At 68.6% G+C, this 15,697-nt stretch carries 13 protein-coding genes and 1 tRNA gene; 13 read left to right on the plus strand and 1 reads right to left on the minus strand.

Annotated features, from left to right (window positions below):
• Nucleotides 1–181: 181 nt before the first annotated feature.
• The 6 genes from IPV09_RS11285 to IPV09_RS11310 all read left to right on the plus strand — a co-directional run bounded on the left by IPV09_RS11285 (nt 182) and on the right by IPV09_RS11310 (nt 5,594).
• Nucleotides 182–1,111: a type IV toxin-antitoxin system AbiEi family antitoxin domain-containing protein gene (locus tag IPV09_RS11285; protein ID WP_207475350.1), complete on the plus strand. Its 930-nt coding sequence runs from the start codon at nt 182–184 to the stop codon at nt 1,109–1,111.
• Nucleotides 1,112–1,217: 106 nt separating this feature from the next.
• Nucleotides 1,218–2,489: a DNA replication/repair protein RecF gene (recF, locus tag IPV09_RS11290; RefSeq protein WP_207475351.1), complete on the plus strand. Its 1,272-nt coding sequence runs from the start codon at nt 1,218–1,220 to the stop codon at nt 2,487–2,489.
• Between the two features lie 50 nt (nt 2,490–2,539).
• On the plus strand, nt 2,540–3,142 hold the full coding sequence (locus IPV09_RS11295; protein ID WP_370590299.1) for a DUF721 domain-containing protein: 603 nt from the start codon (nt 2,540–2,542) through the stop codon (nt 3,140–3,142).
• Between the two features lie 3 nt (nt 3,143–3,145).
• Nucleotides 3,146–4,498, plus strand: a complete 1,353-nt coding sequence (locus tag IPV09_RS11300; protein WP_207475353.1) for a hypothetical protein — start codon at nt 3,146–3,148, stop codon at nt 4,496–4,498.
• Entirely contained in the window at nt 4,495–5,067 is a 573-nt protein-coding gene (locus IPV09_RS11305) for a hypothetical protein (RefSeq protein WP_207475354.1), read from the plus strand. Before IPV09_RS11300 ends, IPV09_RS11305 begins: the two co-directional genes overlap by 4 nt.
• Nucleotides 5,064–5,594, plus strand: a complete 531-nt coding sequence (locus IPV09_RS11310; RefSeq protein WP_207475355.1) for a hypothetical protein — start codon at nt 5,064–5,066, stop codon at nt 5,592–5,594. Before IPV09_RS11305 ends, IPV09_RS11310 begins: the two co-directional genes overlap by 4 nt.
• 147 nt (nt 5,595–5,741) lie before the next feature.
• On the opposite strand, the gene IPV09_RS11315 is transcribed toward IPV09_RS11310, so the two are convergent.
• Entirely contained in the window at nt 5,742–6,410 is a 669-nt protein-coding gene (locus IPV09_RS11315; protein WP_207475356.1) for a hypothetical protein, read from the minus strand.
• Between the two features lie 285 nt (nt 6,411–6,695).
• Here IPV09_RS11315 and gyrB point away from each other — a divergent pair, with 285 nt between their 5' ends.
• The 7 genes from gyrB (at nt 6,696) to IPV09_RS11350 (ending at nt 14,877) form a co-directional block, all read left to right on the plus strand.
• The gene (gene gyrB, locus IPV09_RS11320) at nt 6,696–8,771 is read left to right on the plus strand and encodes a DNA topoisomerase (ATP-hydrolyzing) subunit B (protein WP_370590302.1); all 2,076 of its coding nucleotides are present in this window, start codon (nt 6,696–6,698) and stop codon (nt 8,769–8,771) included.
• A 114-nt stretch (nt 8,772–8,885) separates the two neighbouring features.
• The gene (gene gyrA / locus IPV09_RS11325) at nt 8,886–11,558 is read left to right on the plus strand and encodes a DNA gyrase subunit A (protein WP_207475358.1); all 2,673 of its coding nucleotides are present in this window, start codon (nt 8,886–8,888) and stop codon (nt 11,556–11,558) included.
• A complete protein-coding gene (locus IPV09_RS14695; RefSeq protein ID WP_370590300.1) occupies nt 11,551–12,300 on the plus strand; it encodes a DUF3566 domain-containing protein in 750 nt (249 codons plus the stop codon). Before gyrA ends, IPV09_RS14695 begins: the two co-directional genes overlap by 8 nt.
• A gap of 74 nt (nt 12,301–12,374) precedes the next feature.
• A tRNA-Ile gene (locus IPV09_RS11335) sits at nt 12,375–12,448 on the plus strand.
• Nucleotides 12,449–12,683: 235 nt separating this feature from the next.
• Nucleotides 12,684–13,175: a hypothetical protein gene (locus tag IPV09_RS11340; RefSeq protein ID WP_207475359.1), complete on the plus strand. Its 492-nt coding sequence runs from the start codon at nt 12,684–12,686 to the stop codon at nt 13,173–13,175.
• A 3-nt stretch (nt 13,176–13,178) separates the two neighbouring features.
• Nucleotides 13,179–14,411 (plus strand): phage tail sheath C-terminal domain-containing protein, encoded by a 1,233-nt coding sequence (locus IPV09_RS11345; RefSeq protein ID WP_207475360.1) that lies wholly within the window; start codon nt 13,179–13,181, stop codon nt 14,409–14,411.
• 1 nt (nt 14,412) lies between these two features.
• Entirely contained in the window at nt 14,413–14,877 is a 465-nt protein-coding gene (locus tag IPV09_RS11350) for a phage tail protein (RefSeq protein WP_207475361.1), read from the plus strand.
• The last annotated feature ends 820 nt before the right edge of the window (nt 14,878–15,697 follow it).

Genomic DNA, 15,697 nt, shown 5'->3' on the forward strand with positions numbered 1-15,697 from the left:
TTCAAGCCATGCAGGAGCACCGTGGCGTTGCAGATGGCGAGGTGCGCCGCGTTCCAGCTTCGACGGCGTGCTTGTGGTGCACCTGGTGCCCTCTCGCGGCGGCTTGTGGATGACTCCGGAGTTGTCCACAGATCCCCTGTCACGTCTCGGAGCAAGGCGAGATTCGGCTTGTCTGGTGGGCATGGACGTGTTCACCACCACCGACCTGTTGGCCCAGGGGCTGAGCCCCAGGATGATCGTGCGCCTGGTGGACCAGGGCAACCTCGTGCGCATCAGTCGAGGCTTCTACCAGTGGGCGACCGACGACGACCACCGGGCAGAACTCGTCCACTTGGCCAGGGCCGAGGTATGCCGCGGCGAGGTGCTGGCACTGGAGTCGGCCGCGCTCGTCCACGGCCTCCCCCTGCTGCGTGCGGTCCCCGACCTGGTCGAGGTCATCGAGGATGGCGATGGGCGAAGTTGGCGGCGTGGACTGCGCCAGATTCGCAGTGCGCCCCTGCCTGATGACCAGGTCACCCAGGTGGACGGCTTCCGCCTCACCTCCCCGGCACGGACCGTGGTCGACCTGACCCGTCTGCGTGGACTTGAGGCGGGCCTGGTTTCCTGGGAGGCGGCACGCTGGCAGGCACGGGTCGCCGGGAGCCTCGAGGTCTTCGACGCCGGCACCATCCGGGCCATCAGCCTGCTGGAACGACGGACGGGCATCACCAGAGCCCGGCGTGCCCTGGAATGCGCCTCGGCCTGGTCACAGAGCCCGATGGAGACCCGCAGCCTGCTGGCCATCACCACCGTGGGTCTGCCCACACCCGTGCAGCAATTCGAGGTGCGCAACGCGTGGAACGAGGTGCTGGGCATCGCCGATTTCGCCTGGCCGGATCTCGGCGTGCTGGGGGAGTACGACGGCGAGGGGAAGTACCTGGAGCTGGCTCACCGCGATGAGTCACCGATGGACGTGCTCCGGCGGGAGAAACGCCGCCAGGAGTCCATGGAGGCTGACGGCTGGATCTTCGCGCGGTGGGGCAAGCAGGAGGTCGCCAGGCCACGGTTGCTGTACGGCCGGATCACCACCGCCTTCGCCATCGCCCAGGGCCGCCGAGGCCGATCGGCATGAGTCGGCCACACCTGCAACAGCTGCGTCCTGTTGCAGCGTTTGAAGCCGTGCAGCTGACCCGAACCGCTGCAGGTGCTGGCTGGGGCGGTTCGGCTAAGGTGCGCACGTGTACGTAGAGCACCTCAGCCTGGTCGACTTCCGCTGCTATCGCAGCGCGGAGGTCGCGATGCTGCCCGGGGTGAACCTGTTCATCGGCCAGAACGGCCAGGGCAAGACGAATCTGGTCGAGGCCGTGGAGTACCTGTCGACGCTCTCGTCGCACCGGGTCAGCAATGACGCCCCGCTGGTGCGAGCCGGCGCCGAGCAGGCCGTCGCCCGCGCCCGGGTCCGGGCCAGTCGCGAGGACACCCGATCGCTGCTGCTCGAGCTGGAGATCAACCCTGGCCGGGCGAACCGCGCACGCATCAACAAGGGACCCCAGCCCCGGGCCCGTGACCTGCTGGGGGTGCTGCGCACCGTCGTCTTCTCCCCCGAGGACCTGGCCATCGTCAAGGGCGACCCGTCCGACCGGCGCCGGTTCATTGACACCGTGGTGGTCACCCGCTGGCCCCGGATGGCCGGGGTCAAGGCCGATTACGACCGCATCCTCAAGCAACGCAACCACCTGCTCAAGCAGCTGGCCCAGCGCGGTGCTCGCGCCCAGGACGAGGATGCCATGTTCACCCTGGAGGTCTTCGACGAGCAGCTCAGCCAGGTGGGCGCCGAACTGCTGCTGGCCCGGCTCGACACCCTGACCGAATTGTTGCCGCACACCACGCTGGCCTACTCCGACATCGCACCGGCCAACAACAGCGTCCAGGCCAGCTACCGCACCAGCATCGACGTGGCGGCGGCGGTCGAGGGCGAGCCACTCACCCGCGACGACCTGACCGGCCGGCTGCGGGCCGCCCTGGTCGAGCGACGCAAGGACGAACTGGTGCGTGGCGTCAGTCTGGTCGGGCCCCATCGCGACGAGATCGTGTTCAGCATCGGTGAACTGCCCGCCAAGGGGTACGCCAGCCACGGCGAGTGCTGGTCGCTGGCCTTGTCGCTGAAGCTGGGTGCCTTCCACCTGGTGCGTGCCGACGGCGTCGAGCCGGTGCTGATCCTGGACGACGTCTTTGCCGAGCTGGACGCCACCCGCCGCGACCGACTGGCCGGGGCCATCCTGCAGGCCGAACAGGTGCTGATCACCGCCGCCGTCGGCGCCGACGTCCCCGAAAGGCTGGTCGGACGACGATTCCTGGTGGCCGACCGGCGGGTGGTGGCCGACCCTGCCGACCCTGCCGCCGGCGAGTTGTCCACAGGTGTTGTGGACAACGAGGGGACAACGCCGTTGCAAAACGTCTCACCGGGCGCGTCGGCGAGCGTGTCGAGCGGGGCGGGGGCGACGCCATGACGCCCCCACCCGGTTCCTGGCTGCACGAGCCTGTGGAAAACTCCGACCCGGTGGATGACCCCGACACGGCGCAGATCGATCCGGAGGTGGCGGCCGCCCAGGAGGCATTGGACCAGGAACTGCTGGCCGAGCATGACCCCACCGGCATCGACCTGGCCACCTCGGTGGCCCACCAGACCCGCGGCAGCGGCGGGGGAGTGAACCTGCCGCCACCGCGGGGGGTCCGCACCGGCCCGGTCCGGCGACGCACCAGCCGCGTCACCGGCATCACTTTCTCGGGGGCCCGCCCCGACGACCGCGACCCCCAGTCGGTGGAGTCGGTGCTGGGCGAGGTCATCCGCCGACGGGGATGGACCACCCAGGTCAACGTCCGCTCACTGCTGGTGCAGTGGTCCGCGCTGGTCGGTCCCACCAACGCGGCGCACTCGGTGCCCGAGGGGTTCCAGGACGGGGTGCTCACCATCAGGACCGAGTCCACCACCTGGGCCTCGTCCCTGCGCGCCCTGGCACCCAACCTGGTCGCCGAGCTCAACCGCCAGCTCGGCAACGGCTCGGTCAAACGCGTCGTCGTGCTCGGCCCCCAGGCGCCGAGCTGGAAGCACGGCATCCGCAGCGTCCGCGACGGTCGGGGACCCCGGGACACCTATGGTTGAGCCGTGAACCAGCTGCGCATCTGGTGGGACCACGTCTGGACCATGGGGCACGAGGCCGTCGCCCTGTGGTGGCGGGTGCTGCCCAAGGTGGTCGGCATCACCATGGCCTGCTTCGTGCTGAGCCAGGTCACCATGGTCGTGGCCGCCTCGCAGACCGAGGAGCACCCGTGGCTGGCGCTGGGTCTGCTCGCCCTCGGACTGGTCTTCACGCTCAGCGCGATGATCATCAGCCTGCAGATCATGGGACGCGACCTGGGCATCAAGAACGAACTTCCACCCGGTGCCCAGCCGGACGACCGCGATGAGTCGGTGACCCGACTGGTCGCCATCACGCTGCTGCCATTTCTGGGCATCTACGCGGCCTTCGACTACATCGAGGAGATCGCCAGCCTGGTGATCGCCTACGAAATCGTCCTCAATGGCCTGTTCAGCGGCGGGATCCTGGACAGCCTCAGCCCGGACACCCCCGAGGAGGTCCGACGCACGGTCCTCATCATCATCGGCGCCTACATCGTGCGCCGCCTGGTCGACTTGGCCCACGAGAAGAGCAACTTCCGTCCCCTCGGGTTGGTGGCCGCCCTGATCGAGGCGTTCTTCCTGCTGCTGCTGGTCTTCCTGGGCACCTCGTTCATCAGCAGTTGGCTGTGGCGGCTGCGCTCGACCCGCGTCTACGGCTGGGGGGTCGAGGTCTGGCAGGGGTTCAGGACGTCGCTGGGACGGATCAGCGACGTGCTGCCCGGGGTGGCCGACTGGGTCGTCGGCCTGGTCGAATGGCTGTGGCCGGTCTTCACCCACGCCTTCGTCCAGCCAGTGATGTGGCTGGCCGTGGCCGCCCTGGTCTACGGCTCCCACGTGCTCAGCTTCGCCGAGATGTGGCGCAAGGGGGAACCGTTGAGCGCGCACCTGGACGCTCAGTCCGACGTGGTGCTCGACAAGCGCGGACGCCGCCGTGCCCGGCCCGGCACCAGGGGGCGCTCGGTCGCCATCGAGGTGCAGGAGGCACTGTTCGGTGACCTGAACGACAAGTACCTGCCCACCTTCCAGTCGGTGCGCCTGGTGTTGCGCGGCGGGGTGCTGTTCCTGGCCGCCTACGTGTTCATCTACTCACTGGTCACCGTGGTCGCCCGCGCGTTCAAGGACACCGTCCTGGAGATCTTCGGGGGTCGGGTCGCCACCTTCTGGGTGGCCTGGGACGACCTGATCACCGGCCTGACCCAGCCCTTCGGCGAGACCCTCCGGTTGGCGCTGTTGGCGGTCGCCTTCCGTCGGGTGCTCACCCACTTCCGGGACTCCGCCGACCCGTCGACGGTGCGGCCGGAGCACCGCGGACAGTTGACGGGGGCGCTCCCGCGATGAAGTTCAGCCTTCCCACCACCATCGTGCTGGTGCTGTCGGTGATCGCCGCCGGCCTTTTGGGCCAGTTCCGCGACAGCGCCATCGAGGACTTCCAGAAGGTCGCGGAACTCGGTCAGGAACTGGACCTGGACAACGGGCAGACCATCACCCCGCTCGACCTGAGCTTCGGCCAGTTCGCCGTGCAGCCCAGCGGCGCCAGTTCACTGATGTCACCCGAACGCCTGCTCAGCATCCGCTTCCAGTTCACGACCCCGCGTGAGAGCGAGATCATCGGCATGCGCTGCTTCCTGCGGATCGCCGGTGACGCCGTCGTCGAGTCGTTGGCCGAGGACAACCTCAGCTTCCCCAAGCCCGGCTTCCGCAGCACCGGCACCGTCATCTTCGAGGTCACCCGCGAGAACCTGGTCGGCGCCAGCGTCGCCTGCGTGCCCACCGGGGTGATCGTCTACCGCGAGCCCGAGATGGTGATGTCGTTGGGCGTCACCCCGCGCAACGTCGACCAGATCTGGGAGAACTCGGCCTACAAGCGGGTCGCCTGGCTCGACGACACCCTGGAGGTGGTCCGATGAGTCGCGCCCGGCTCTCGCCACGGGCCCGACCCTGGCTCGGATTCGGCCTGGCCGTGCTGATGGTGCTGGTCTGGGGCATTGGCTGGGGAGTGTTCACCCATGTCCGGATGGATGCCTACGTCAACCACGTGGTCCCGGTCGGCGAGTCCTGGACCGATTCCCGCACGGGCACCACGTACAAGGTGCTGGCCACCGAGGTGCACAAGCGCATCGAGCGAGGCTCGAGCGATGCCCACACCGCCCCCGACGGCGCGGTCTACCTGCTGGTCAAGATGGAGCGGGCCAACCTGGCCGAGGACTCCACCTGCGGTTTCGACCTGGTCGGCCCCGATCGGATGAAGTGGACCACCGATTCCCTCTCGCTGCCCGACCAGTACCCCTACTGCAGCAACAGCGATGCGGTGACGACCTACTGGATGACCTACCTGGTGCCCGAGGCACTGCTGCCGGAACTGGTCGGGGTGACCGTGCACTACATGCAGCTGGTGCACAACCCTGCTCTGGCCCTGCCCGAACGCTCCAACTGACCGCCGTCCTGCCTGAGGACGACTGAACAACACCTGCGCAGCGGCAGTAGAAAACCTGCGCAGTTGCAGTAGTTAGCAGCAGGTGCACGGCTTCAAGCCCTGCAGGAGCACCGTGCCGTTGCACCTGGCGAGGCGCGGCGACCCGGCTCAGTCCTCGGGCAGGACGGTGACCGGCACCTTCATCGAGACCCCTCCCCGGACCACCACCCACTGCTCCGACTCGCCGGAGGCGAAGCCCTGGTTGGTCCACTTCTGGTTGAGGACCAGCAGCTGGACGAAGGGCGCCGGGCCCTGGTTCGGGGGCAGGTCGCCCTTGATGATGCACGGGGTGGGCTCGACGCCCGGTGACAGCTCGTCGCGCGCGGTGGCGCTGCTGGTGTTGGGACCGAACTTCACGTACCGCTCGGCCTGGGCCACCACCAGGCCACCAAAGGTCATGCCGACGCCACTGCGCACGTCGCTGCTCTGCACCCGGGTGGCACTGTCGACGACCAGTCGGCACAGGGCCTCGACGATGATCTCGGGTTCGGAGTACTCGGTGCCCGGCTGGTAGATCGCCCGCAGGACGGTGATCTCGACGGGGCCCGTGACCGCCGGGGTGCGCCAGTCGACGGCGGTGACCGTTGCCTGCGGCCGCAGCCCGCCGGCCACCCACGTCAGACCGGCGAGGACCGCCAGGGCGGTGAGGACGGCCGCCAGCTTGGTGCCCGGACGGAACCGGTCGTGCCACTTCGGCGGGTCCCAGTCGCTGTCCAATGGACGCGGATCGACCCACACCGGGGCCGGCGGCGGGCCCGGCGGTAGCTGGTTGCTCACCCCGGCATCCTAGCCAGCAGCAGGACCGCCCCAACGATTTCCCGCCGCAAACGATTCAACCCCCGCGTCAGTGTCCTCCCACCGGTTGACCCGTTGCGGGCCTTGGCGGGCCGAAATTTCGCGATTGGTGCGAAAAGGTCACCGGGGAGCACCCGCCACATGGGCGTCCAGCCAGCAATGTTGGTAGAGTTGGGACGCTGGCCACAGCGCACCACGAACCTGATGAGGAGACCCGTTCTCTTGAGCGACGCCGACAACTCCCTCCCCGAGGGACTGAACGACCCCATTCTCGACGACGCTGCCGGCAACGACCTCGCCGGGTCGGGGGACCACCGCGTTGACGCGGGAAGCTACGACGCCGGCAACATCACCGTCCTCGAGGGTCTCGAGGCGGTGCGCAAGCGCCCCGGCATGTACATCGGTTCGACCGGCGCCCGCGGCCTGCACCACCTGGTCTACGAGATCGTCGACAATGCCGTCGACGAGGCGCTGGCCGGCTACTGCGACACCATCACCGTCGAACTGCTCGACCGGGGCGGGGTGCGGGTGGCCGACAACGGTCGCGGCATTCCGGTCAAGATGCACCCCGTCGAGAAGATCCCCACCCTGACCCTGGTGCTCACGGTGCTGCACGCCGGCGGCAAGTTCGGCGACGGCGGCTACAAGGTCTCGGGTGGTCTGCACGGCGTCGGGTCGTCGGTGGTCAATGCCCTGTCCGACCAGCTGTTCGCCGACATTCGCCGCGACGGCTACCACTGGCGCCAGGAGTTCGCCCTCGGCACCCCCATCGGGGAATTGCAGCAGCTTGAGGCGACGGAGGAGACCGGCTCGACGATCACCTTCTACCCCAGTCCTGACATCTTCGAGACGACCACCTTTGACTTCGACACCCTGTCGACCCGCTTCCGCGAGATGGCCTTCCTCAACAAGGGCCTGGCCATCAGCCTGCTCGACCGTCGCACCGAGGCCCAGGCGTCCCCGGACGCCGCCGACGACGCCGAGCCGACCGCCGTGCCCGTCCGCAAGGACGAGTTCGCCGACGAGGACAGCCTGTCGGAACGCAAGGAGGTGCACTACAAGTACGACCGTGGCCTGATCGACTTCGTCGAGTACCTCAATGCGTCCAAGGACCCGGTGCACCCCACGGTGATCGCCGTCGAGGCACACCGCCCCGAAGAGGGCATGGGTGTCGAGGTCGCGATGCAGTGGAACAGTTCCTACACCCCCTCGGTGCACACCTTCGCCAACACCATCAACACCCAGGAGGGCGGCACCCACGACGAGGGCTTCCGCGCCGCCATGACCAGCACGGTCAACAAGTGGGGCGAGACCTGGGGAATGATCAAGAAGCGTGACGACCGCGTCTCGGGTGACGACATCCGTGAGGGTCTGACCGCGATCGTCTCGGTGAAGCTGGCCAACCCCCAGTTCGAGGGCCAGACCAAGACCAAGCTCGGCAACACCGAGGCCCGCTCCTTCGTCCAGCGGGTCGTCAACGACCGCCTGGGCGACTGGTTCGAGCGCAACCCCAACGAGGGCAAGGACATCGTCCGCAAGTCGCAGGCCGCGGCCGCTGCCCGGATCGCCGCCCGCAAGGCCCGCGACATCGCCCGCAACCGCAAGGGACTGCTCGGCGGCGGCGGGCTCCCCGGCAAGCTGGCCGACTGCTCCAGCCGCAACCCCGAGGAGTGCGAGGTCTTCATCGTCGAGGGTGACTCCGCCGGTGGCTCGGCCAAGGGTGGACGCAACCCGCGCACCCAGGCCATCCTGCCGATCCGCGGCAAGATCCTGAACGTCGAGAAGGCGCGCATCGACCGCATCCTGCAGAACCAGGAGGTCGAGGCCATCATCAACGCGCTGGGCACCGGCGTCCACGAGGACTTCGACATCGACAAGCTGCGCTACCACAAGGTCGTGCTGATGGCTGACGCCGACGTCGACGGCTCCCACATCCGCACGCTGCTGCTGACCCTGCTGTTCCGGTTCATGAAGCCGCTGATCGATGCCGGGCACGTCTACCTGGCCCAGCCGCCGCTGTTCCGGCTGCGCTGGACCAATGCGCCCCACGAGTTGGCCTACAACGATGCCGAGCGTGACGCCATGCGTGACAACGGCATCGCCTCCGGCAAGAAGCTGCCCACGGTCAACCCGATCCAGCGCTACAAGGGTCTGGGCGAGATGGACGCCTCGGACCTGTGGGACACCACCATGGACCCCGACAACAGGATCCTGCTGCAGGTGACCCTGGACGACGCGGTCCGCGCCGACGAGATGTTCTCGGTGCTGATGGGCGAGGACGTGGAGTCACGTCGCGCCTTCATCCAGAAGAACGCACGCGACGTGCGCTTCCTCGACATTTGAGTCCTGAGGGGGGCGACCCCCTCAAACCCCCCGTGCTCCGCACGAGTCTGAAGCTGCTCCTTGGTCGCAGCGACTCGCAGGTGCTCCGCAGTTCGCAGTTCTGAAGGGACAGCAATGGCAGACGACGACAACCAGGTCGAAGGGCCGACCGAGTCGACCATCGACGAGATCGTGCGCCCGCAGAAGGGCAGCATCCAGCAGATCGACCTGAACACCGAGGTCGAGAGCAGCTACCTCGACTACGCCATGTCGGTGATCGTCGGACGAGCGCTGCCGGACGTGCGGGACGGCCTGAAGCCGGTGCACCGCCGGGTGCTGTACGCGATGTACGACGGTGGCTACCGCCCCGACCGTGGCTGGAACAAGTGCTCGCGCGTGGTCGGTGAGGTGATGGGTCTGTACCACCCGCACGGTGACTCCGCGATCTACGACACCATGGTGCGCCTGGCCCAGCCATGGGTCATGCGCGCACCGCTGATCAGCGGGCAGGGCAACTTCGGATCGCCGGGCAACGACCCGGCGGCCGCGATGCGATACACCGAGTGCAAGATGGCGCCGATGGCCATGGAGATGGTGCGCGACATCGAGCAGGACACCGTCGACATGCAGCCCAACTACGACAACCGTGAGCTCGAGCCCACGGTGCTGCCGGCCCGCTTCCCGAACCTGCTGGTCAACGGGTCGACCGGTATCGCGGTGGGCATGGCCACCAACATCCCCACCCACAACCTGCGTGAGGTCGCCGAGGCCGTCCAGTGGTCGCTGGAGCATCCCGAGGCGACCGTGGAGGAACTGCTGGAAGCCGCGATGGCCCGGATCAAGGGGCCCGACTTCCCCAGCGGCGCCCAGATCGTCGGCCGCAAGGGCATCGAGGACGCCTACCGCACCGGCCGCGGCCTGGTCACGATGCGCGCGGTCATCACCATCGAGGAGGACGACCACGGGCGCACCAACCTGGTCGTCACCGAGCTGCCCTACATGTGCAACCCCGACAACCTGGCCCGCAAGATCGCCGACCTGGTCAACGCCGGCAAGATCGGCGGCATCGCCGAGATGCGCGACGACACCTCGGCGCGCACCGGCCAGCGTCTGGTCATCCAGCTCAAGCGCGACGCCCAGCCGCGGGTGGTGATGAACAACCTGTACAAGCACACCCAGCTGCAGGACACCTTTGGCTGCAACATGCTGGCCCTGGTCGACTCGGTGCCCCGCACGCTGCGCCTGGACCAGTTCATCAGCCACTGGATCGACCACCAGCTCGAGGTCATCCGTCGTCGCACCGCCTACCGGCTGCGCGAGGCCGAGAAGCAGGCCCACATCTGGCGCGGCCTGGTGCTGGCACTGGACGCCCTCGACGAGGTGATCGCCCTGATCCGTGCCTCGCGGACCACCGAGATCGCCCGTGAGGGCCTCAAGGACCTGCTGTCGATCGACGACGACCAGGCCACCGCCATCCTCGACATGCAGCTGCGCCGCCTGGCCGCGCTGGAACGCCAGAAGATCGTCGACCGGCTCGCCGAGATCGAACTGCAGATCGCCGACTTCAAGGACATCCTGGCCCGCGACGAACGGCAGCGGTCCATCGTCAGCACCGAGCTCGCCGAGATCGTCGACCGCTACGGCGACGAGCGTCGCACCCAGATCGTGGCCCCCGACGGTGACGTCAGCGAAGAGGACTTCATCCCCGACTTCGACATGGTCGTCACCATCACCCACGGCGGCTACGCCAAGCGCACCCGCACCGACCAGTATCGGGTGCAGAAGCGCGGCGGCAAGGGGGTACGCGGCGCCACCCTGCGCGCCGACGACGAGGTGCAGCACCTGTTCACCACCACCAACCACCACTGGATCCTGTTCCTGACCACCATGGGACGGGTCTACCGCACCAAGGTGTGGCAGCTGCCCGAGGCCGGTCGTGACGCCAAGGGCGGCCACGTCGCCGGGTTGCTGAGCTTCCTGCCCGAGGAGCGGATCGCACAGGTGGTGACGATTCGCGACTACGAAGCGGCCGACTACCTGCTGCTGGCGACCCGCCGTGGGCTGGTGAAGAAGAGCGCCCTGTCGCTGTACGACTCGCCGCGCCAGGCCGGCGTGATCGCCATCAACTTCCGCGACGAGGACGACGAGCTGATCGGCGCCGGGGTCTGCGGCCCCGAGGACGACGTGCTGCTGATCTCGCGCAAGGGCCAGGCCATCCGCTTCACCGCCAGCGACGAGCAGTTGCGTCCGATGGGCCGGGCGACCTCGGGGGTGACGGGCATGAAGTTCCGCGAGGACGACGAACTGCTGAGCATGGCCATCATCGATTCCGAGATGCCCGAGGACGACCGCTACGTCTTCACCGTCACCGACAACGGCTACGCCAAGCGCAGCCCCGTCAGTGATTACCGCGAGCAGAACCGCGGCGGCCTGGGCATCAAGGCGATGAAGCTGAACGAGGACCGCGGCCACCTGGTCGGTGGCCTCGTCGTCAGCGAGAAGGACGAGGTCATCGCCATTCGCCAGTCCGGCCAGATCACCCGCTCCTCGGTGGCCGAGGTGCCCTCGAAGGGCCGCACCACCATGGGGGTGCGCTTCGTCCGGGTCAAGGAGGGCGACGAGGTGCTGGTGATCGCTCTGAACCCCGAGGCCCAGGAGGAGGAGATCGTCGAGGTCACCGAAACCGACGCGAGCGACGCCGAGATCACCACCGAGGCGGGTACGGTTGACCCGACCACTGACGGTGACGCCGAGGATCTGACCGAGGCCGACGTCCAGGACGAGGAACAGGAGACCGACGGTGAGTGATACCCCCCGCGGGTCTGACAACCGCACCAGTTCGCCGTTCTCGCGGCAGGCATCGGCAGACGAGCCCAGCCGCACCCTGTACCGCCCGGCGGGTGCCGAGCAGTCCGGGCCGACCGGTCGGTTCAGCGCCCCCACGGCCGGCGGCCGTCCTGCGCGAACCGCTGCGGCCGCCACGTCCGGCACCACCGGGGCACCCTCGTCCCAGGCAACGCCCGCCCAGGCGCCGACCACGCACCGCAGCGGGCAGTCCGCCGATGCCGGGGTCGGGATCACCCAGCCGAAGCCCTCGCCGTCGGCCAGGCCGGCAGCCAGCGCGTCCTCGGCATCCTCCTCGAGGGTGGCCGGGGCTGCCGCGGCCGCACCCGCCCGCCGCACCCGCAAGGCCCGACTGCGGCTGTCGCGGGTCGACCCGTGGTCGGTGATGAAGACCTCGTTCCTGTTCTCGATCGCCTTCGGCATCCTGCTGGTCGTCGCCGTGTGGGTGCTGTGGGCGGTGCTGCAGTCCTCGGGCACCTTTGAGTCGATCAACCGGGCCGTCAACGACCTGTTGGCCACCCCGAACTCGGCCAGCACCTTTGACCTCGGCCGCTACGTCACCGGCGACCGGGTGATTGGTTTCACGGCGCTGATCGCGGCTGCCGACGTGGTGATCTTCACCGCCCTGGCGACGCTGTTCAGCTTTCTGTACAACCTGTCAGCGACCGTGCTGGGCGGCCTCGAGGTCACCCTGGCCGAGGACTGATCCACAGATTTGGGCGTTCGGCGGCAGTTCCGCTAGAGTCTTTTCTTGCGGTCAGACGTTGATTCGTCCAGCCCGGGCCTATAGCTCAGTCGGTTAGAGCGCTGCCCTGATAAGGCAGAGGTCACTGGTTCAAGTCCAGTTAGGCCCACAGACAATCAGAACCCCCTTCCCGGTTGGGAGGGGGGTTCTTTGGTGTTCTCTCGGGGAGGGGTCCCGCGAGCGGCGGCGGCAGGGCATTCGCGGCCTTCCCTATGAGAAGCCGAAATAGTTTCATAAAGCTGTTTTCGGTCCGTCGGGGCCGGGGTTACCATCAACATCATCCCCCTCCCCGAGGACGGCCCCGATGAACTGCTCGACCTCGTCACCTGCGCTGCGGAGCAGCGATGCCCGCGGCCCGTAGCGCCCTCGAGAACCTGCTGGACACCATCCGGCAGGCCCTCGCCCCGGTGGCGGTCGGACTGGCGGGGCAGGCCGGGGACACCGACCAGGACGATGCCGAGGTGCTGCTCACCCCGGTCGCCCTGCGGCGGGTCGGACGATCCCGTCGCGCTGGTGCCCTGCTCGACCTGGAACTGACCGTGGCCGTCACCGCGCAAGGGCCTGACGCCATTGACCACCTCGAACGGCTCCTCGTCCTGGCCGAGACCCGCGGACTGACCATCGCCTCCGCACCCGAACCGCCCGCCCTCGGGCTGAACCTCGCCCTTCCGGTCACCGTCAGCATCGACGAACCGACCGGCCCGCGCGTCGAGACCGTTGTCGTCGACGTGCTCCCCACCGTCACTCGTGACGGTCCCCCCGGCGTCCCTGCGGGCGCCGCCAGCGGCGCCTCCGCCCACGCGATCGAGACGTCCAGCACTCCCGAAGGGAGCTAGCTCATGGTCAACTATCGGGCCCCGGGCGTCTACGTCCAGGAAGTCCCCAGCGGCACCCAGATGTTCGGTCAGGCCGGCACCAACGGCACCGGCTTCATTGGCGTCGCCCCCAACACCAAGGCCCCCCGGGACACCGTGGTGACCATCGACAACTGGAGCCAGTTCGTCCGCATCTTCGTCGGCGAAGCGACGGAGGGGACCCACCTCAGCACCGCCGTCCACGGGTACTTCGCCAATGGCGGCGGCCGCGCCTACGTGGTCAATGTCGGCCAGGACGGCACCCTGACCGGCACCGCCGCCCACCCCACCGGGCTCACCCTGCTGGAGGCGATCGACGACGTCTCCATCGTGGTTGCCCCCGGCTTCACCGACCCGGCCGACTACAACGCGCTGACGACCCACTGCCAGCACCCCCTGCGCCAGGACCGGATGGCGATCCTCGATCTGGTCGAGGAGGTCGACGACGTCGGTCGCCTGCTCGAGGTCGGCACCTCCGGGGTGCCCGTCCGACCCACCAGCGACGGCGACACCCCCGGGGCGCCACCACCGGCGGCACCGCCTCGAGGCTTCCGGCCGGAGAACTCCGAGGACGGCTACACCGCCGCGTACCACCCGTGGCTGGTGGTGGTCGACCCCATTTCCGGACAGCGGATCACTACCCCGCCCTCGGGCCACATGGCCGGGGTCTGGGCCCGCACCGACGCCAGCCGGGGCGTCCACAAGGCACCCGCGAACACCAACATCGCCGGCGCCCTGGACCTCGTCAGCAGGGTCAGCAAGGGTGACCAGGAACTGCTGAACCCGGCCGGCATCAACTGCATCCGCTTCTTCCCCGGCGAGGGCATCCTGGTCTGGGGTGCACGCACCCTGGCTCCGGAGTCCAGCGAGTTCCGCTACATCAACGTCCGGCGGCTGACCAACATGATCAAGGAGTCGGTGCTCGACGGCACCCGCTGGGCCGTCTTCGAACCCAACCACCACCCCCTGTGGGCAGCCCTGCGCCGCGACATCAACGCGTTCCTGATGAACGTGTGGCGTGACGGTGCCCTGGTCGGACGCACCCCGCAGGAGGCGTTCTTCGTCAAGTGCGACGAAGAGACCAATCCGCCCGAAGTGCGCGACGCAGGCATGGTCGTCACCATCATCGGCATCGCCCCGGTCAAACCGGCCGAGTTCGTCGTCTTCCAGTTGATGCAGTCGGCCGACACCTCCACCAACCAGACCCCGGGAGCATGAGATGTCCGCACAACCGGGCGTGCGCCAGGACCCCTACCGCGCCTACAACTTCAAGTTCGAGATCAACGGCACCGTCCAGGGTCACTTCGTGAAGGTGGAGGGGCTGGGTTTCAAACTCGAACGCATCCTCTACCGCGCCGGCGGGGAACACGCCGAGGTGCGCTCAGTGCCCGGCCGCGTCGAGTACAAGCCGGTCACCCTGCGCTACGGGCTGACCGACTCCACCGAACTGCTGACCTGGCTGTTCGCCGCCGTCGAGGGTCGCGTCCAGCGCCAGAACGTGTCCATCGCCATGCTGGACGACTCCGGCTCGCGCGAGGTGCGGCGCTGGAACCTGATCGCGGCCTGGCCCTGCGAATGGGATGGTGCGCCCCTGGACGCGCTGGGCAACGAACTGGCCATCGAGTCGCTCACCCTGGCCTACGACCGACTGGAGTTGGACGGTGCCGCGGCACCGGTGGCGTAGCCGTCTCTCGCGGCTGCTGCACTCGCTGGCCGAGGCCCTGGAACCGGCCCCGGGCGTCGTCGACCCGGACGGATTCGACCCGGCTGGCTTCGACCCGGCTGGCTTCGACCTGTCCGGCGCACCACCCGCGTGGGCCGACCGGGTCCGCGCGGCCGCCGCCCGCAACGGTGGACTCACCAGGGTCGGATCGCACCACGGGGAAGGGGTCCGATCGTCCGCGGAGCACCTGTCCGGACAGTCGGCGACTCCCGACCCACTGGAACGTCGAGGCCAGCCACCAAGGTGGCGCTCCCGGATCGGGCGCGGGCAATTGGTCATGCCCCGGCCAGTGCGGGGACCATGGCGCACGACAGGGGATGTCCCTGTCCGGGCCACCGGCTCCGGCAGCGCGGCCACCGACGCACCGGGCGCCCAGAAACCAACCACCGGCGACGCCGCCGTCACGGCATCGGGGACGGTTGCCTCGCCGGGTCGCACCACGGCAGCGTCCTCAGCAGGGGAGTCCACCGATCCATCGGTAGCGCCACCGCCATCGACCAGGGGTGGGCCGCTCGTCCGCCCCGCCCGGCCCCGAGGGGAAGCATTGACCGCACCACCCGAGCTGAGGCGGCCTGAGCCCAAGTGGTCCGGGCCCGGGGGGCTGGAGCCCGCGCCCGGTTCGTCTGCACCCGCACCCGGGACGAGGAGCCACCCCGAAGGTTGGCCTGCGACCTCCGAGCACGCCGTGGCCCCTGATCACGCCGTGATCCCGGATTACTCGGCCAGCTCCGAGCCTCCGGCCACACCCGAACCCCCGGCAGCCGCGCCGCGGACGCCGCTC

Origin of the sequence: Tessaracoccus sp. SD287 (assembly GCF_017355265.1) — a bacterium.
Lineage (GTDB): Bacteria > Actinomycetota > Actinomycetes > Propionibacteriales > Propionibacteriaceae > Aestuariimicrobium.